This window comes from Salinibacterium sp. VpJ6 (assembly GCF_059767345.1).
On record NZ_JBSOQL010000002.1, the window covers coordinates 142,153 to 159,807 of the forward strand.

Here is a 17,655-nt window from a genome sequence, read left to right on the forward strand (position 1 = left end):
CTCACTAGCGTCGTCTAGCATCGAACGCATGGCTAGGCGAGTACGAGCAAAAAAGGTAGCGGTGACGCTGCCCGAGGAGAGCGCGCCAGAACACTGGCTGCGCACGATCCGCTTCTCGGGCTTCACCGTGCTCATGCTTGGTTTGCTCATACTCGCCGTCATCGTTCTTGCTCCCAACTTGCGCATCCTGATTGATCAACAACAGACGATCGCGCAATTGCAGCAGCAAGTGGATGAAGCACAAGAATCGGTCGACGAACTCAACGAGAACGTCGCCCGCTGGGATGACCGTGCTTACATCGAGTCCCAGGCTCGCGACCGCCTGTACTACGTGTACCCGGGCGAAGTGAGCTACCTCGTTACGGGTGATGCTGCCGACGTCACCACGAACGATGGTGTGCCGGTCAGCGCGAGCATCCAAACTACCCAGATTGATTGGGTGCAAACTCTCGTGTCGTCCATCTACACTGCTGGTCTCACGGAAGATGCCCCCGACGAGCTCACCGCCCCCGTAATTGAAGGACCTCAGCAATGACCACCCCACCGTTTGACGCCGTCAGCGATGAAGATGTGCGCATTGTGTCGCTTCAACTCGGGCGCCCCGCTCGCGATGTGATTGGTATCGCCGCGCGCTGCGTGTGCGGGGCTCCGACCGTCGTGTCGACCCAGCCGCGTCTGAGCGATGGAACGCCGTTCCCCACTATCTATTACCTCTGCCACCCGGCGGCTACGGCATCCGTGTCGACGCTTGAGGCTGAGGGCCAGATGCCCGAATTCGCCGCAATGCTCGAGGGTGAGATCGGCGCGCAGTACCAGGCCGCTCATGAGGCGTACATTGCCGACCGCGATGGCATCGAGGTTGTTCCGGAGCTCGCCGGTGTTTCGGCCGGCGGCATGCCTACGCGCGTCAAGTGCCTGCACGCTCTCGTAGGGCACTCGCTCGCCGCGGGTCCCGGCGTTAACCCGATCGGCGACATTGCTCTCGAGCGCGCCTCGTGGAGCCCCACTGTGTGCCAGTGCCCCGATTACTCGGAGGCCGCTGAGCAGGATGCCGCAGCAGGCAAGGCGGCGGAGAGCGGCCAGTGAAGCGCTGGGCCGCTGGCCTCGTCGTGATGGCGAGCCTCGCCTCCGTGCTGGTGGCAACGCCGGCGCACGCCGACGCGGTGCGCGATCAGGAGTATTGGCTTCAGGAGTACGGCATCGAGGCCGCATGGAAGACCACAAAGGGCGCCGGTGTCACGATTGCTGTCATTGATACCGGTGTCGATGGCACGGTGAAAGAACTCGTCGGTGCGGTCACCGGCGGAACAGACTTTTCGGGTCAGGGCTCACCGAACGGGCAGACGCCTGTTGGTGACGACAATCCGGCCCACGGCACGCTCGTCGCTTCTCTTGCGGCCGGTCGCGGCACGGGAACGGGCGCTGGCGTAATTGGCGCCGCCCCCGCCGCCAACATTTTGGCGATCTCTATTGGCTTCACGGGCGGCCCCATTAGTTCGGATGACCAGATCGCTCAGGCTGTGCGCTACGCCGTCGATCAGGGTGCCGACGTCATCAACCTTTCGCTCACTCGTGAAACGCTCGACTGGCCGGTGAGCTGGGACAGCGCCTTCCTCTACGCCATGGATAACGACGTGGTTGTCGTTGCTGCCGCGGGTAACCGGGGGAGTGGCACGACGTCGGTCGGTGCCCCCGCCACGATGCCCGGTGTGCTCACTGTTGCCGGAGTGGATGTCAACGGTGTTGCCAGCTTCAACGCTTCTACTCAGGGCATCACGATCGGTGTCGCGGCGCCCAGCGAAGACCTCGTGGGTGTTGCACCCGGCGGATCGCACGTGCTGTGGAACGGCACGAGTGGCGCAACGCCGATCGTCGCTGGCATCGTCGCGCTTGTGCGTGCCGCGCATCCAGAGCTGGATGCCGCCAACGTGATCAACCGCATCGTTGCGACCGCGCATGACACTGGCGCTCCCGGCGCCGACGCCATTTACGGTTTCGGGCTGATCGACGCCGAGGATGCTGTGAACGCGAACGTGCCCTTGGTCGAAGAAAACCCCATGGGGAGTCTCGCCGAGTGGATCACGATCTACCGTCGCGCGGAGTCAACTCCCGCCCCGGTTCCGACGTTCAGTCCGTCGCCTGAACCGGTGCCTGAGGGCGATAACTCGACCATCGCGGGGCCCATAAGCCCCCTCGGAACGCTGCTGCCAACAGTGAGCATGCTTCGGAATGTGGGCGTTCCGCTCGCCATTTACGGGATTTTTCTTCTCATTTTGGCCGGTTCCGGCGTTCTCGCATGGCGTCGGTTTAGGAGTATGCGCGAGAGAGAGTAAGTTTGGTGGCGAACTTCCCCTTTTAGGAGACTCTAACTCGTGCCAAAAATCTTGATTGTCGGCGGCGGTTACGCCGGTTTTTACACTGCTCGTAAGCTCGAAAAGTGGCTACGCCGCGGCGAAGCTGAGGTCACCATGGTTGACCCTCTTCCCTACATGACGTACCAGCCTTTCCTGCCCGAGGTTGCTGCGGGCTCGATTGAGCCTCGTCATGCGGTCGTTCCTCACCGTCGTCACTTGAAGACCACCAAGGTCGTCACGGCGAAGGTCACGGGAATCAACCACGCGGCAAAGACCGCGACGATTCAGCCCGAGGTGGGCGACTCGTGGGAGATGGATTACGACCTCGTTGTTGTGACCGCCGGTGCCGTTTCGCGTACCTTCCCCATCCCCGGTGTTGCTGACGAAGCTATCGGCATGAAGACGATCGAAGAGGCTGTTGCCGTTCGTGACCGTCTTCTCACCAACTTTGACAAGGCATCCAACCTGCCTGCTGGCCCCGAGCGCGACCGTCTTCTGACGTTCGTTGTTGTGGGTGGCGGCTTCGCTGGTATCGAAGCCTTCGGCGAGATGCGCAGCCTTGCTTCGTCGCTGCTGCCGCTCTACCCCAGCCTCAAGTTCGAAGACACTCACTTTCACCTCATCGAAGCCATGGGCCGCATCATGCCCGAGGTTTCGCTCGAGACGAGCAAGTGGGTTATCAAGAACCTTGCTGACCGTGGCGCCCAGATCCACCTCGACACCCAGCTGAAGTCAGCGGTGGATGGCGTAGTTGAGCTGTCGACCGGTGAAAGCTTCGAGTCCGACACCATCGTGTGGACCGCGGGCGTTATGGCGAACCCTGTTGTTCGCAGCACTGACCTTCCCATCGAAGAGCGTGGACGCATCCGCGTGCAGGCCGACCTCCGGGTCATGAACGATGACGGTGTCGTCGAGGGTGCCTGGGGCGCCGGCGACGTGTGTGCTGTTCCTGACCTCACCGGTGGTGGCGTTGGCGGCTTCTGCGTTCCGAACGCTCAGCATGCTGTTCGCCAGGCCAAGCTCATGGCCAAGAACATTGTGGCTTCGCTTCGTGGCGAAGAGACGAAGGACTACTTCCACAAGAACCAGGGCGCGGTTGCCGGTCTCGGCCTGTACCACGGTGTCTTCCAGTCCGGCAAGATCGCGATCAAGGGCTTCCCGGCTTGGTTCATGCACCGTGGATACCACGGCATGGCGATGCCGATGTTCGAGCGCAAGGCTCGCGTCTTCAGCAACTGGATCACGAACTTCTTCTGGGGTCGCGACACCATCTCGATCGAGGCTCGCGTAGAACCGCGCCGCGCATTCGAAGAGTTCGCGTCACGCCCCAAGTAGTGTGATTGCATGCTCCGCGCGAAAGCGTGGAGCATGCGTGCCCCGATAGCCCAATTGGCAGAGGCAGATGACTTAAAATCATCACAGTCAGGGTTCGAGTCCCTGTCGGGGCACCGTGTTTAACTAACTGAAGGCGGTCGCAATGCGGCCGCCTTCAGTCGTTTAACGCGGTGCTTAGGCGGGAAGAATTTCTGTCAGAAGTTTCTGGATGCGCGCCTTGATGTCGTCGCGGATCGGGCGAACCTCGTCGATGCCCTTGCCTTTGGGGTCGACAAGCTCCCAGTCTTCGTAGCGCTTGCCGGGGAAAATCGGGCAGACGTCGCCGCAGCCCATCGTGATGACGACATCCGATGCCTGCACCTGATCGGTGGTCATCAGCTGGGGGACTGCCTGCGAGATGTCGATACCCTCTTCGGCCATCGCTGCGATCGCGGTGGGGTTAATCTCATTGCCCGGCTCCGAACCACCCGAACGAACTTCGACGGCGCCGTTCGAGAGTGCCGTCATGTAGCCGGCGGCCATCTGGGAGCGGCCAGCATTGTGAATGCAGACGAAAAGAACGACGGGCTTGCGAGCCTCGGTGGTGGCGGTAGTTTCGGCGGTCATGCCTAAAGCATAGATGAATGTCTATACGTCGCGCGAGGGTTGCGGGGTGCGGCGTGACTAGTTCACTCAGCGTTCACTGGCGGCAGCGAGCGAAGCAGCTCTCGCACGCGGGCGTCGATGTCATCGCGCACGGCCCGCACGCCATCCATTGCCATGTCGGCGGGGTCGGGGAGTTCCCAATCGAGGTAGCGGCGACCGGGATAAATGGGGCAGGCGTCGCCGCACCCCATCGTGATCACGACATCCGCGCCGCGCACGACTTCTTCGGTGAGCGGCTTGGGGTATTCGCCATCGACGGAAACGCCGATTTCGTCGAGGGCGGCCACGATCTTGGGGTTGATCGACTCGGTCGGCTGCGAGCCTGCGGTCAGCACGCGCACGCGGTCTCCCGCGAGGGACCGCAGGATGGCGGCGGCGAGTTGCGAGCGGCCCGCATTCTGCACGCACACGAACAGCACGTCGGTCGGTGCCGTGGTGGCTGCGGCATCTGCCTCGGGGAGTGCCCCCAATCGATCAGCGGCAAAGCGAGACGTGTGAGACGACAAGTGGCGATCCTTGGGGGCACCCGCACGCAACAGGTCGTAGCTGCTGGCGACGTACTCGGCGACGGTTTCGCGCGAGAAGACGCCGGCAAAGCGGAGGGCGAGGTCGTCGGTGATGCGGTCGAGAATTGTGGGGTCAACAGTGGTGGCGGCATCCACGGGGGAGTGCTGCACGAAGCCGAAGACATCGGCCAGGCGTGACGGAACGAGGGAGTACCAGACCTGGCGCCCCTCTTGAACGCTCTGCAAGATTCCATCGTCGGCCATGATGCGCACGTGGTGGCTCACGGTGGGTTGGGTGAGGCCGAGGCGAGCAGCAAGGTCGGTGACTCCGCGGCGACCTTCGGGGGCATCCATCAACAAGCGCAGAATCTGCACTCGCGTGGGGTCGGCGATCGCGCGCATGCTCTGGGCGATGCGTTCGGCCACGGCGCGTTCGGAGGCGGGTGACTCGATCGCTGACATAGCAAGAAGTCTAAAGGACAACATCCGATTCATAGACAGTTATCAATGTTTGGGTATGATCTCCGAATGACCACGCCGCGAACCTTCGCTCTCACCCGTCGCTTGACCGCCGAATTCGTGGGTAGTGCGGGGCTTTCCGCCGTCGTTATCGGCTCTGGCATTGCGGCGCAGCAACTCTCGCCGGGCGACGTCGGGCTGCAACTTCTCGAGAACGCGCTAGCAACCGCCTTTGGGCTCGGCGTGCTCATCCTCGTGTTCATGACGGTCAGTGGCGCGCACTTCAACCCGGTCGTCTCGATCGTGGATTCGCTCAGCGGGCTGCGGTCGTGGCGCGATACGGCGTTCTACATCCCGACCCAGATCGTCGGATGCGTCGCCGGCGCGATCCTCGTCAACCTCATGTTCGCGCAGGCTGCTGTCACCTTCAGTACGACTGTGCGCCTGACCCCGGCACACTTTCTCAGCGAGGTCGTTGCGACCGCCGGGCTCATCGTCGTGATCTTCGCTCTCGTGCGCACGGGGCGCGCAAACCTCGCTCCGATCGCCGTTGGCGCCTACATCGGTGGCGCCTATTTCTTCACGAGCTCCACGAGCTTCGCCAACCCCGCCATCACCATCGGTCGCATGTTCAGCGACACCTTTGCGGGCATCGCCCCGGGCTCGGCCCCCGGTTTCATCGCGGCCCAGCTCCTTGGCGCAGCGATTGGCTTCGGCCTCGTGCGATGGCTCTTCGTCGAGCGCCGCGTCGCGTAATCTGGAGAGAACAGATACTCACGTTTCAGCGACAGGAAAACAATGTTCGGCGCTTATGGCCTCTCGTATCCCATGCTCGCGCCGGTCCTTTTCATCGCGTTGGCCTTCGACGGATGGGCGATTCTGACGATGATTCGCGAGGGCAACCAGAGCGTACGCACGGTGTTGCTGTGGTCGCTCGTGCTGATCGTGATCCCGTACGGGGGATTCGCTTTGTGGCGATACTGGTGGAACACGCGCAAAGGGTTGTGAGCACAGCCCTCGCCTAGTCGCGCAGCGGTGACCCGACGACCTCGAAGCGGTTGCCGCCCATCTCGCCGCTCAACAGGGGCATCGCTTCCTTGATCGCAGCCTGCACGCTTGCCAGTTGCAACGAGAGCTGGTGGGCTTCCGCCGACTCCCACAGCTCGGAGACAAACACGGTGTCGGGATGCTCGTCGCTCACGCCGACCTCGTAGCTGAGGCACCCGGCGCTGTCTAGGTCTGTGCTGCGCCGCGTGAGAATAGCGACAACCTCATCGCGGTGGCCTGGCTTCACTCCAAGGGTGCCTACGTTTGCGAAAGTCATGGCTCCACTCAACGCCACTGGCGTGCGAGGGTCAAGCGGCAGGGGCGGCCCGTTGTGTTGCGGCGCGCGTTCTGGGAAAGTTGAGCAACACGGCGCCGATGCCTCACCCGGTCGCGTCGTACCGTGATCACTCGCCGCCGTGGCCCGAAGGAACCCGTGAAGCTTCTCAGCACCCCCGCAACGCCCTGGCAGACGCCCGAGGATTATTGGCAGACGCTCGCCGATGCCACGCACGCCCTCGATGCTCCCTACGGGGTGCTCTCGCTTGAGGCGCTGTCGCACAATGCCGCCGATATGATTCGCCGGGCATCCGGGGTGCCGATTCGGGTGGCGAGCAAGTCGATTCGCGTTCGTGAGGTCGTGGATGCCGTGCTTGAGCTCGATGAGTTCCGCGGCGTTCTGGCGTATACCCTCACTGAGGCGCTCTGGCTAGCCGAAACCATTGACGATGTCGTTGTCGGCTACCCCTCCGTCGATCGCGCGGCCATCGCGGCGCTCGGTACGAGCCCGGCGCTCGCCGAACGCGTCACGCTCATGATCGACTCGGTCGAGCACCTCGACTTCGTCGACTCGGTGCTCTCGCCGCAGCACCGCGAAACCATTCGCGTCTGCATTGATGTGGATGCCTCCTTCCACTCCCCGCTGCTCGGTCACGTGGGCGCGCATCGCTCTCCGGTGCGCTCGGCGGCGCAGGCGCGCACCCTTGCCAGCACGGTGGTGGACCGCGCCGGCTTCACTCTCGTCGGAATCATGGCGTACGAAGCGCAGATCGCGGGGGTGGGCAACCGCCCGCCGAACAAGGCCGCGTTCGGTCGTCTTCTCGATGTCATGCAGACCGCCTCTGCCAAGGAACTTCGCGAGCGTCGCGGCGAGATCGTGGCGTCGGTGAGCGAAATCGCCGAACTCGAATTTGTGAACGGCGGGGGAACGGGGTCGCTCGAATCCACCGCCGAAGACACGTCAGTCACCGAGATCGCCGCCGGGAGCGGCCTGTTCGGCCCGCACTTGTTCGACAACTACAGCCACTTCACCCCGGCCCCGGCGGCGGCCTTCGCGCTCGCCGTCGACCGCAAATACTCGCTCGATATCGCGACGGTGCACGGTGGCGGTTGGATCGCCTCGGGCGAAGCGGGCGTCGACCGGATGCCCCAGCCCACGTGGCCCGAAGGGCTCAAGTATGTGCCGCGCGAGGGCGCCGGCGAAGTGCAGTCACCGCTCACCGGCCCCGCTGCAGAGCAGCTTAAGGTGGGCGACCGCGTCTGGTTCCGTCACACCAAGGCGGGTGAGCTCTCCGAGCACCTCAACGAGTTCGCGGTCGTGGCCGACGGTCGCATCGTCGATACGGTGCCCACCTATCGCGGCGAGGGCAAAGCCTTCCTATGACGACTCCGGAGTGGATGCCGCGAGCGGAGCACCGCGCATCGAGCGCAGCCCCGGCATCCCTCCGCCCCGGTGCCGTGTGGCGCAACTGGGGTCGATCTGAGAGTGCGCATCCCGAATTCGCGGCTCGCCCAGAAAGTGTCGACGAGATTATCGCGGCGGTGAACTTCGCGCGCGACACTGGCGTCACGGTCAAGGCCTGGGGCGCCGGCCACAGCTTCACCTCGATCGCGGCAACCGATGGTCTGCACCTTGACGTGGGCGCGCTCGCGGGCGTCATTGCCGTCGACGGCCCGCTGGTCACGCTCGGCGCCGGCACGAACCTCTACGAACTCCCCGCCCTGCTCGAACCGCTCGGGCTCGCGCTCGCGAACATGGGCGACATCGACCGCCAAACAATCGCGGGCGCAATCTCGACCGGAACCCACGGCACCGGTGCGCGCTTCGGCGGCATCGCCACCCAAGTACGCGGCGTCACCCTCGTGACGGCGGCGGGCGAGCTGCTGCGGGTGAACGCGACCGAAAACCCGCACCTGTTGTCGGCTGCGGCACTCAGTCTGGGTGCCCTCGGCATCCTCGTTGACGTGACGATCGAGTGCGTACCGACCTTTCTGCTGCACGCGGTCGAGCGCCCCGAACCCTCAGCCGCCGTGCTCGACGAGTGGCTACAGCGCAGTGCCGAAACCGACCACTTCGAGTTCTACGTGTGGCCGCACACCACCACAGCCCTCACCAAGAGCAACACGCGCTTACCGGGCGATGCGCCGCGGCATCCACTCACCACGTTTTCGCGCTGGTTCGATGACGAGTTCATGGCCAACGGCGTGTACCGAGCAATCTGTGCGGCGGGCACAGCCGCGCCAGCGATCATCCCGCCGGTGAACCGTCTCGCCGTGAAGCTCTCGGGCAATCGCGAGTTCACTGACATCTCTACGAACGTTTTCGTCACCGACCGCACCGTCCGCTTTCGCGAAATGGAATATGCCCTCCCCATCGAGGCGGTACCGGATGCCGTACGCGCCATCCAAAAGCTGATCGCCGATCGAGGGTGGAGAGTTTCGTTCCCGATCGAAGTGCGTTCGGCGGCTGCGGACTCATTGCTGCTCTCTACCGCGTCGGGGCGGGCCACCGGATATGTCGCGGTGCACCGGTATTGGCGTGAAGACCCCGCCGCGTACTTTCGCGAAGTTGAGGCGATCATGATGGCGCATGACGGGAGACCTCACTGGGGAAAGTTGCATAACCGGCCAGCCGAATCACTCGCGGCGGCGTATTCGGGTTTCAATGAGTTCTTGAGCATTCGTGACCGGCTCGATCCGGGTCGCGTGTTCGCGAACGATTATCTGCTTCGAGTGTTGGGGCAGTAGCTGCCTGGGGCCGGAGTCAGGCTCAATACATGTAGCGAGAGGGCACGACTATTAAAGCCATTGTGTGTGGAGCAGGAATTTCGGGACTAACGGTTGCCGGTCAGTTGGCCGAGCGCGGCTGGGAGGTCACTCTGCTGGAGGCTGCGCCAGAACGTCGCACGCAGGGTTACATGATCGACTTCTTCGGGCCCGGCTATGACGCCGCCGAGAAGATGGGCATTCTGGGGCGCTTGCGCGAGCTGAGCTATTCGATCACCGAGGCGCGGTTTGTGCGGCCGAATGGTCGCAGTCAGTCGCTCGACTACGGCGTGGTAGCGGCTAATGAGGGCGGCAAGCTCATGAGTCTCATGCGCCAAGATCTTGAATTGACGCTCTTTGAGGCGTTGCCTGAATCGGTGGAGGTGCGCTTCGGCAGCGCTGTCGTCGCGGTGGAAGATCGTACGGACTATGTCACGGCGGTGTTGGCCGATGGCACCCGCATTTCGGGCGACATTGTGGTGGCGGCCGACGGCATCCATTCGGCTGTTCGTCACAGCATTTTTGGCGATTCGGCGGCATTCGATCGTCAACTCGGTATGCACACGTGCGCTTACACATTCGATTCGCCGAAGCTGCACGCCAAGCTCAGAGAGACTCTCGTGTCGACCGACGAACTGGATCGGATGGTCGGCCTGTATGGCCTCCACAACGGTCAGGTGGCTCTGTTCGCCGCGCACCGCGTCGATGACACCGTGCTGCCCGCCAACCCCCGCGAGGCCATTCAGGCCGCCTATGCGGGCATGGGCGACGACGTGGTCGAAGCGCTGGAGAAGTGCCCGGAACCGTCGGAGATCTACTACGACCAGGTTGCGCAGATCGAGCTGCCGGTGTGGAGCCGCGGTCGGGTGGTCTTTGCCGGAGACGCCTGTCAAGCGGTGTCGTTGTTGGCCGGGCAGGGGGCATCCTTGGCGATCGCCGGCGGCTTGCTGCTGGCCGAAAAGCTCTCGGGCGATCTTGAGCCGAGTGCCGCCTTCGCCGAATACGAAGAAGAGTGGATGCCGGTGGTCGCCGACAAGCAGGCCGCTGGTCGTCGTGCCGCGAACGGCTTTCTGCCGCACACCACGTTCCAGTTGTGGAAGCGTCGCGTGGGGCTCGCGTTGCTCACAGCGCCCGTGATCGGCAAGTTCGTCACCTCGGCTGTCACCGGGACAAAAGCTCTGAATCAGTAAGCGGTTTGCTCCGTGGGGCCCGCTGACATAGCGGCGGTTGTCGACCCGCGATTGGGGGCCGCAAGTGGCCCCTTTTCTCGGTGGAGGCACAGCAGGGCGCTCTATAGTTGAGGCATGGAATTCCTGATCGTACTTGGCGTCATTGTTCTGCTCGTCGTGATCGTGGGTATTTACCTGTGGACCACGTACAACGCTCTGGTGACTCTCAACGTTCGCGTTGACGAAGCGTGGAGCGACATCACGGTGCAGCTCAAGCGTCGTGCTGACTTGCTGCCGAACCTCATCGAGGCCGTCAAGGGCTACGCCGCTCACGAAAAGGGCGTCTTTGAGGCAGTTACGAAGGCTCGCGCTGAGACGCTGAGCGCGCAGGGCCCCGTGGATGCTGCTGAGGCAGAGAACCACATGCAGTCTGCCCTCAAGAGCATTTTTGCGGTCGCTGAGGCATACCCGCAGCTGCAGGCTAGCCAGAACTTCCTGCAGCTTCAGGGCGAACTTGTCGACACCGAAGACAAGATTCAGGCCAGCCGCCGCTTCTACAACGGTGGTGTGCGCGAGCTCAACACCAAGATCAAGGTCTTCCCGAACACCCTGTTCGTGCGCAACCTTGGTTTCACCGAGCGCGACTTCTTCGAGGTTGCTGATGCTGCGTCTATCGCAGAGCCGCCTCGCGTTCAGTTCTAATTCTTCGTCTTTCTAACGGCGTGACCAGGATGTCTAGATGTATCGCGCGATAGCGAAAAACAAGCGCAACACTGTTCTGATCATCATTCTGTTCGTCATCCTTATTGGGTTCCTCGGCTTCGCGCTGAGCTTCCTGATGGGTGGCGATCCGATGACGATCACGATTGGCACGATCATTGGTGCCGGTGCGTACACACTGATTCAGTACTTTGCGGCGAGCGGCCAAGCAGTGGCCTTGAGCGGTGCGGTCGAGATTCAGAAGGCCGACAACCCGCGCCTGTATCGCATCGTCGAAAACCTGTCGATCACGACGGGTATGCCGATGCCGAAGGTGTACATCGTGCACGACCCCGCACCGAATGCGTTCGCAACGGGTCGTGACCCCGACCACGCCATCGTGGCGGCAACGACCGGTCTGCTCGACCTCATGACCGATGCCGAGCTTGAGGGCGTGATGGCCCACGAGCTGGGTCACGTGCGCAACTACGACATCCGCGTGTCGATGATCGTGTTCGGTCTCGTCGTTGCTGTTGGTTTCATCTCGGACATCGCACTGCGCTTCACGCTCTTCGGCGGCCGCGGCAACAACCAGAACAGCAACCCGGTCATGATCGTCGTCGGTCTGGCTGCTCTGCTGATTTCGCCGCTGGTTGCAGCGGCCGTGCAGTCGTCGATCTCGCGTCAGCGTGAGTACCTCGCCGATGCAACCGGTGCGATGACGACGCGTCACCCGGATGCTCTGGCAAGTGCTTTGCAGAAGTTGGGTGACTACGGTCGCCCGATGGTGAAGCAGAACTCCACGATGGCGCACATGTGGATCTCTGACCCGACGAAGCCGGGCATCATGGATCGCTTGTTCAGCACGCACCCGCCGATTGCGGATCGCGTTGAGCGGTTGAGCAAAATCGGCGGCGGTTTCTAACTAACGCAGCAACTCTGCCTCGATAGCGGGGGAGAGGGTGCCGCGGCCGGTGACAGTGATCTCGCCCATACCTTGCCAGTCCGCGATCTCGCGCAGGGTCGGCACGATACGTTCGGCGAGGGCTCCCGTGCCGCCGGGTGCAGCGTCGAGGCCGTCTTCGTGCCAGGCGGATTGCACGCGCAGCACTCCCGCTTGGCGGTCGGTTTTGAGGTCGATGCGGCCGACAAGCGCGTCATCCACGAGCACGGGCAGCGAGTAGTAGCCAAACTGGCGCTGCGGCTCGGGGGTGTAAATCTCGATGCGGTAGTGAAAGCCAAACATGCGCTCGGCGCGCTTGCGATCCCACACGACGGGGTCGAAGGGCGAGAGTAGGGCAACGTGCTCGATGCGGCGGGGGATGCGCGCCTCCCCGTGTAACCAGGCGGGCTGGTCCCAGCCTCGCACGGTCACGGGAACGAGCTCGCCGGCATCCGCTAGCTCGGCAATGGCCGGGCGCACGTCGGCACCTTTGAGTCGAAAGTAGTCGGCGAGGTCGGATGCCGTGCCGACTCCCAGCGCCCGTGCTGACTCAGCAACCAGAGCTCGATGTGCGTCGGCGCGGGACACCTCGCGCTCGCGCAGCTCGGCCGGAATGAGGTGCTCGGTCAGCGCGTAGGTGCGTTCGAAGCGGGTGCGGCCGGCGCTGACGACTTCGCCCCAGCGGAACAGCATCTCTAGACCCTGCTTCACATCGGACCATCCCCACCACGGCCCGGTGCGACGGTTGGCGTCGTGTTCGATCTCGCGGGCGGTAACCGGGCCGGTGGTGGCAAGTTCTTCGCGCAGCCACTGCAGCATGGGCTGGTTGTCGCGAACCCATTCGTAGCGCTGGGCGTCGCGTTCGCGCAGCGACTCCATCTTCCAGCGCCACAGCGGCCAGGATTCGAGAGGAATGAGGGCAGCTTCGTGCGCCCAGTATTCGACGTAACGGCCGGGCGTGCGCGCGGTTGGCTTGCGGAATGTCAGCGCATCAAGAGCGGCCTTGTCGTAGTGCCCTAGGCGCGCGAACACCGGCTGGTAGTGGCTGCGTTCGAAGACGTTGACCGAATCGAGTTGCAGCAGCCGGATGCGGTCAAACAGCAGGTTGAGCTGGCGCGTTCCCGCGGGGTTAGCCGCACTCGCGACCCCGCGCCCAAAACCTTGGGCAGCGAGCAGCACTCGGCGTGCTTGCGCTGCAGAGAGGGAATCGGCCACGGCTCGACTCTACCGAGCGGCGGCGACATCCACTCTGTCTCGTCGCGCGCAGAGCAAGCGAGCAATTGTGTTTGTGTCGTTCATCGTTCGTTTACCCGGATGACAGGGAGCGAGGCATCCTGCTGCGTACGGTCATCCTCGGATCGTTTCGGTACCCTCTGCCCGCTCACAGCGCGGGCGGCCGTGGCGGTCGTTGGAGGAAGTCTTGTTCACTAAGCGCACCCTCGCCGCAGTTGCACTCGTTGCAGCATCGGCGATCTCACTCAGTGGCTGCAGCACCACCGAGGCAGCAGCGGGCGATGTTGACGCATCGACCGCAACCACCGCCGAAGACTTTGGCGGAATGGACGCTCTTATCGCAGCCGCGCAGGCTGAGGGCGAACTCAACGTCATCGCCTTGCCCGACAACTGGGCAAACTACGGCGAGATCAAGGCTCTCTTTGAAGAGAAGTACGACATCATCGTCAACTCGGCTGACCCTGACGTTTCCAGCGCCGAAGAAATCGCCGCCGCTGACAACCTCAAGGGCCAAGACACCGCCCCCGACGTCTTCGACCTCGGCACCGCGGTCACGCTCGACAGCCTTGACTACTTCGCTCCTTACATGGTTGCCAACTGGGATGAAATTCCTGAGGGCAACAAGGAAGCAACCGGCCTCTGGGTCAACGACTACACCGGCAGCATGTCGATTGGGTATGACTCCAACTCGGTTCCCGAGCCCACGAGCCTTGACGACCTGCTCAAGCCTGAGTACCGCGGCGCTGTTGCGCTGAACGGTGACCCCACGCAGGCTGGCGCCGCGTTTGCTGCGCTCGGTCTCGCCACGGTTCACCAGGGTGGAACGCTCGATGACTTCACTCCCGGCATCGAGTTCTTCGAAGAGCTCAACGACGCCGGCAACTTCATCCCGGTCAACGTCACGGGAGCAACCATTGCTGCCGGTGAGACCAAGGTTGCCTTTGACTGGAGCTACAACAACCTCGCTGCCGCCGCAACGGTAGACGGGTGGAAGGTCACGACTCTTCCCGGCGCTGTCTACACGAGCTTCTACAACCAGGCCATCAACAAGGATGCCCCGCACCCGGCCGCTGCTCGTCTCTGGCAGGAATTCCTCTACAGCCCCGAAGCGCAGAACCTCTTCATCGTCGGTGGCGCCTACCCGGTGACGATTCAGGCACTGCAGGATGCCGGAACCGTCGACACCGCAGCACTCGACGCTCTCGGAGCCCTCGAGGGTGAGCTCGTCACTCCCACCCCGGAGCAGGCCGAGAAGAACGCAGAAATCTTGGCTGAAAAGTGGACTGTGGCAATCGGCTAACGCTGATTCCCTCACGCACTCTTAGCTAATACATCGTGTCGCTAGCCACCGCGCCAGCGCCCGCACAGGATGGTGTCGAGCTCACCGCTCGGCACCATCCTCGCGTGGCTCCGGCCAAGAAGCCGTCGAATCGGCGTCGTCGCCTCGCCTATGCGGGGCTCACGCCGTTTGCGGCCTACGTTCTCATCTTTCTCGCCCTGCCCACCATCCTTGCCGTGGTTACGGGCTTCTTCTCCGACGACGGTTCGCTGACGTTCGACAACATCACGGGACTGTTCACCCCGACCATCCTCGCCACCTTTGGTAGCTCGTTCTGGCTCTCGGGCGTCACTGCGGTGATCGGTGCCTTTGTGGGCGCCCTCATTTGCTACGCGATGCTCGGCACCAAGGTTGGTGGCTTGCTACGCACCATCATCGAATCGGCTGCCAGTGTGCTCGCCCAGTTCGGTGGCGTGATGCTCGCCTTCGCGTTTATTGCGACGATCGGCGTGCAAGGCCTCGTCACGGTCATCCTGCGCGACACCTTCGGGGTCGACATTTTTGCGGATGGCGTGTGGCTCTATCAGGTGCCCGGCCTCATCCTTCCCTACGTCTACTTTCAGGTTCCCCTCATGGTGATTACCTTCTTGCCCGCCCTCACTGCGCTGCGGCCCCAATGGGCGGAAGCGAGTGCAACGCTTGGCGGCACGCGCTTCGCGTACTGGCGCCACATTGCGGCTCCCGTGCTCGCCCCGGCGTTCCTCGGCTCGCTACTACTGCTCTTTGCCAACGCCTTCTCGTCGTTCGCCACGGCCGCCGCGCTCATCAGCCAGGGCTCGCAAATCGTGCCCCTGCAGATTCGGGCCGCGCTCGTGAGCGAGACCGTGCTCGGCCGCGAGAACATGGCGGGCGCCCTCGCGCTCGGGATGATCGTGGTCATGGTCGTCGTCATGTGGGCGTACTCCGCGCTGCAGTCCCGCACCTCGCGGTGGCAGAAGTGACCGCGAACCAGGCCGTGCGCATCGGGGCCGAACCGAGCGCCTTGACCCGCCGCCTCATCCTCGGCATCATTGGCGCGATCTTCCTGATCCCGGTGATCGCGATGATGGAGTTCACCTTCCGTAACGGCCTTGCGGGCGATTACACGACGAGCCACTGGACGGGCCTCTTCAGCGAAGACAGCGCGCGCACTTACCGCGGGCTGTATCAAGCGATCGAAAACTCGCTCGTGCTCGCCGCCGTGACCGTGGGCATCGTGCTCGTGCTCCTGCTGCCCACCATGGTGCTCGTGCATATGCAGTTTCCGCGCCTCAAGCGCACGCTCGAATTCATCTGCATCATCCCCATCACGGTGCCGGCCATCGTGCTCGTCGTCGGTCTTGCCCCGGTCTACTCGGTGGTCGTGCACGTGCTCGGCGGCTCCACCTGGACTCTCGCCTTCGCCTACGGCATCACGGTGCTGCCGTATGCCTATCGCGCCATTCAGGGCAACCTCGACGCGATCCCCGTCAAGACTCTGAGCGAAGCAGCGAGCACGCTCGGTGCTGGCTGGATGACCGTGCTGTGGAAGATTCTGCTGCCGAACCTGCGCCGGGGAGTGCTCGCGGCATCCTTCATCTCAATTGCGGTCGTGCTGGGTGAGTTCACCATCGCGAGCCTGCTCAATCGCCGCAACCTGCAAACCGCGCTGTTGCAGGTCTCGCAATCTGACCCGTGGGTCGCTGTGATCTTCGCGCTCGCAGCCCTCGCGCTCGCTTTTATCTTGCTGCTGATCATCGGCCGCCTCGGATCGGCAACGCCCTCTAGGAGAAAATCATGACCGCCACGTTCACCCTGACGGGCCCCACCCCGACCGCGGACTCCGCCAGCGCCGCTCCGCCCACGGGAGCCACGGTGCAGCTCAGCGCCGTCGTCAAGGCCTTCGCCGGGCACACCGCGCTCAACAGCATCGACCTCGAAGTGGCGCCGGGAGAACTCGTTGCACTCCTCGGGCCCTCGGGCTGCGGCAAGACCACCGCGCTGCGCAGCATCTCGGGTCTCGAGAGCATCGACAGTGGTCGCATCGTGATCGATGGTGTGGATGTCGCCGACACTCCCACGAACAAGCGCGACATCGGAATGGTCTTTCAGGCATACTCGTTGTTCCCGCACATGACAGTGCTCGAGAACGTGGAGTTCGGGCTCAAGATGCGCAAGGTCGCCGCCGCTCGTCGTCGCGAACGCGCCCTCGAAACCTTGGACATGGTCGGCCTCACCAAGCACAGCGAACGCTTCGCCCACCAGCTCTCGGGTGGTCAGCAGCAACGTGTAGCTCTCGCCCGCGCCCTCGTCACGCGACCTCGCGTACTTCTGCTCGATGAGCCCCTGAGTGCCCTCGATGCCAAGGTGCGCGTGCAACTGCGCGAAGAGATCCGTCGCCTGCAAACCGAGCTCGGCATCACGACCGTCTTCGTCACGCACGACCAAGAAGAGGCGCTCGCCGTCGCCGACCGGGTTGCCGTCATGCGCGACGGTCGCATCGAACAAATCGGCACTCCCGAAGAGCTCTACGCGACGCCCACCAACGCTTTCGTTGCCGACTTCGTTGGCCTCAGCAACCGGATGCCCGCCGAGCTGATTGACGGCCAAGTGCACCTTCACGGCTGCACTCTCAATCTCCTCGGCGACCCGATGCCCGACGGTCCCGTACTCGCGCTCGTTCGTCCGGAGGACATCGCCCTCTCCGCCGAGGGCATCGCTGGCACGGTCATCTCGTCGAGCTTCTTGGGGTCGCTGCGCCGCACGCGCGTGCGACTCGACGACGGCACCGTCGTCGCGATCCAACATGAAGTGGAGCGGCATCCGCTGCCCGGTGAAGCCGTCACAGTACGGCTCAAGGGTGCGCCGGTGAGCGCGTTGCCGCCTAAGACGAAGAAATAGGGGCGAGTTGCCGTGCCATTCGGAG

At 63.3% G+C, this 17,655-nt stretch carries 19 protein-coding genes and 1 tRNA gene; 16 read left to right on the top strand and 4 right to left on the bottom strand.

Annotation, left to right across the window (positions count from 1 at the left end; genetic code table 11):
* Positions 1 to 28: 28 nt before the first annotated feature.
* The 5 genes from ACWTV1_RS09695 to ACWTV1_RS09715 all read left to right on the top strand — a co-directional run bounded on the left by ACWTV1_RS09695 (position 29) and on the right by ACWTV1_RS09715 (position 3,802).
* Positions 29 to 535, top strand: a complete 507-nt coding sequence (locus ACWTV1_RS09695) for an FtsB family cell division protein (RefSeq protein ID WP_100389674.1) — start codon at positions 29 to 31, stop codon at positions 533 to 535.
* Entirely contained in the window at positions 532 to 1,086 is a 555-nt protein-coding gene (locus ACWTV1_RS09700; protein ID WP_498505159.1) for a DUF501 domain-containing protein, read from the top strand. Before ACWTV1_RS09695 ends, ACWTV1_RS09700 begins: the two co-directional genes overlap by 4 nt.
* Entirely contained in the window at positions 1,083 to 2,333 is a 1,251-nt protein-coding gene (locus ACWTV1_RS09705) for a S8 family serine peptidase (protein WP_498505160.1), read from the top strand. The genes ACWTV1_RS09700 and ACWTV1_RS09705 overlap by 4 nt, the downstream gene beginning before the upstream one ends.
* 39 nt (positions 2,334 to 2,372) lie before the next feature.
* Positions 2,373 to 3,689: an NAD(P)/FAD-dependent oxidoreductase gene (locus ACWTV1_RS09710; protein WP_498505161.1), complete on the top strand. Its 1,317-nt coding sequence runs from the start codon at positions 2,373 to 2,375 to the stop codon at positions 3,687 to 3,689.
* 39 nt (positions 3,690 to 3,728) lie between these two features.
* Positions 3,729 to 3,802 (top strand) — tRNA-Leu (locus ACWTV1_RS09715).
* A 61-nt stretch (positions 3,803 to 3,863) separates the two neighbouring features.
* Here the strand turns inward: ACWTV1_RS09715 and ACWTV1_RS09720 are convergent.
* Both ACWTV1_RS09720 and ACWTV1_RS09725 read right to left on the bottom strand, forming a co-directional pair.
* Positions 3,864 to 4,295 carry an arsenate reductase ArsC gene (locus tag ACWTV1_RS09720; protein WP_498505162.1) on the bottom strand — a complete coding sequence of 144 codons (432 nt, stop codon included), beginning with the start codon at positions 4,293 to 4,295 and terminating at the stop codon, positions 3,864 to 3,866.
* A gap of 62 nt (positions 4,296 to 4,357) precedes the next feature.
* Positions 4,358 to 5,302, bottom strand: coding sequence for a metalloregulator ArsR/SmtB family transcription factor (locus ACWTV1_RS09725; protein WP_498505163.1), 945 nt, complete (start codon positions 5,300 to 5,302; stop codon positions 4,358 to 4,360).
* 66 nt (positions 5,303 to 5,368) lie between these two features.
* On the opposite strand from ACWTV1_RS09725, the gene ACWTV1_RS09730 reads away from it, so the two are divergent.
* Positions 5,369 to 6,055: an aquaporin gene (locus tag ACWTV1_RS09730; RefSeq protein WP_498505164.1), complete on the top strand. Its 687-nt coding sequence runs from the start codon at positions 5,369 to 5,371 to the stop codon at positions 6,053 to 6,055.
* A 42-nt stretch (positions 6,056 to 6,097) separates the two neighbouring features.
* Entirely contained in the window at positions 6,098 to 6,307 is a 210-nt protein-coding gene (locus tag ACWTV1_RS09735) for a hypothetical protein (RefSeq protein ID WP_100389680.1), read from the top strand.
* Between the two features lie 13 nt (positions 6,308 to 6,320).
* On the opposite strand, the gene ACWTV1_RS09740 is transcribed toward ACWTV1_RS09735, so the two are convergent.
* The gene (locus tag ACWTV1_RS09740) at positions 6,321 to 6,623 is read right to left on the bottom strand and encodes a putative quinol monooxygenase (protein WP_498505165.1); all 303 of its coding nucleotides are present in this window, start codon (positions 6,621 to 6,623) and stop codon (positions 6,321 to 6,323) included.
* Positions 6,624 to 6,779: 156 nt separating this feature from the next.
* Here ACWTV1_RS09740 and ACWTV1_RS09745 point away from each other — a divergent pair, with 156 nt between their 5' ends.
* The 5 genes from ACWTV1_RS09745 to ACWTV1_RS09765 all read left to right on the top strand — a co-directional run bounded on the left by ACWTV1_RS09745 (position 6,780) and on the right by ACWTV1_RS09765 (position 12,181).
* Positions 6,780 to 8,006: an amino acid deaminase/aldolase gene (locus ACWTV1_RS09745; protein ID WP_498505326.1), complete on the top strand. Its 1,227-nt coding sequence runs from the start codon at positions 6,780 to 6,782 to the stop codon at positions 8,004 to 8,006.
* Positions 8,007 to 8,020: 14 nt separating this feature from the next.
* On the top strand, positions 8,021 to 9,370 hold the full coding sequence (locus ACWTV1_RS09750; RefSeq protein WP_498505327.1) for a D-arabinono-1,4-lactone oxidase: 1,350 nt from the start codon (positions 8,021 to 8,023) through the stop codon (positions 9,368 to 9,370).
* A gap of 62 nt (positions 9,371 to 9,432) precedes the next feature.
* Positions 9,433 to 10,578 carry an FAD-dependent monooxygenase gene (locus ACWTV1_RS09755; RefSeq protein WP_498505166.1) on the top strand — a complete coding sequence of 382 codons (1,146 nt, stop codon included), beginning with the start codon at positions 9,433 to 9,435 and terminating at the stop codon, positions 10,576 to 10,578.
* A gap of 114 nt (positions 10,579 to 10,692) precedes the next feature.
* The gene (locus ACWTV1_RS09760; protein WP_100389685.1) at positions 10,693 to 11,259 is read left to right on the top strand and encodes a LemA family protein; all 567 of its coding nucleotides are present in this window, start codon (positions 10,693 to 10,695) and stop codon (positions 11,257 to 11,259) included.
* 37 nt (positions 11,260 to 11,296) lie between these two features.
* Positions 11,297 to 12,181, top strand: a complete 885-nt coding sequence (locus tag ACWTV1_RS09765) for a M48 family metalloprotease (protein ID WP_498505167.1) — start codon at positions 11,297 to 11,299, stop codon at positions 12,179 to 12,181.
* Here the strand turns inward: ACWTV1_RS09765 and ACWTV1_RS09770 are convergent, their stop codons facing one another.
* The gene (locus tag ACWTV1_RS09770; RefSeq protein WP_498505168.1) at positions 12,182 to 13,414 is read right to left on the bottom strand and encodes a winged helix-turn-helix domain-containing protein; all 1,233 of its coding nucleotides are present in this window, start codon (positions 13,412 to 13,414) and stop codon (positions 12,182 to 12,184) included. It abuts the gene before it with no gap.
* Positions 13,415 to 13,619: 205 nt separating this feature from the next.
* On the opposite strand from ACWTV1_RS09770, the gene ACWTV1_RS09775 reads away from it, so the two are divergent.
* From ACWTV1_RS09775 to ACWTV1_RS09790, 4 genes are read left to right on the top strand one after another with little or no spacing between them, the layout of a single operon-like run.
* Positions 13,620 to 14,732 carry an ABC transporter substrate-binding protein gene (locus ACWTV1_RS09775; protein WP_100389688.1) on the top strand — a complete coding sequence of 371 codons (1,113 nt, stop codon included), beginning with the start codon at positions 13,620 to 13,622 and terminating at the stop codon, positions 14,730 to 14,732.
* Between the two features lie 35 nt (positions 14,733 to 14,767).
* Complete coding sequence (locus tag ACWTV1_RS09780; protein WP_498505169.1) at positions 14,768 to 15,712, top strand: ABC transporter permease; 945 nt, start codon at positions 14,768 to 14,770, stop codon at positions 15,710 to 15,712.
* The gene (locus tag ACWTV1_RS09785; protein WP_498505170.1) at positions 15,709 to 16,530 is read left to right on the top strand and encodes an ABC transporter permease; all 822 of its coding nucleotides are present in this window, start codon (positions 15,709 to 15,711) and stop codon (positions 16,528 to 16,530) included. The genes ACWTV1_RS09780 and ACWTV1_RS09785 overlap by 4 nt, the downstream gene beginning before the upstream one ends.
* Positions 16,527 to 17,630 carry an ABC transporter ATP-binding protein gene (locus ACWTV1_RS09790; protein WP_498505171.1) on the top strand — a complete coding sequence of 368 codons (1,104 nt, stop codon included), beginning with the start codon at positions 16,527 to 16,529 and terminating at the stop codon, positions 17,628 to 17,630. The genes ACWTV1_RS09785 and ACWTV1_RS09790 overlap by 4 nt, the downstream gene beginning before the upstream one ends.
* Positions 17,631 to 17,655 lie beyond the last annotated feature (25 nt).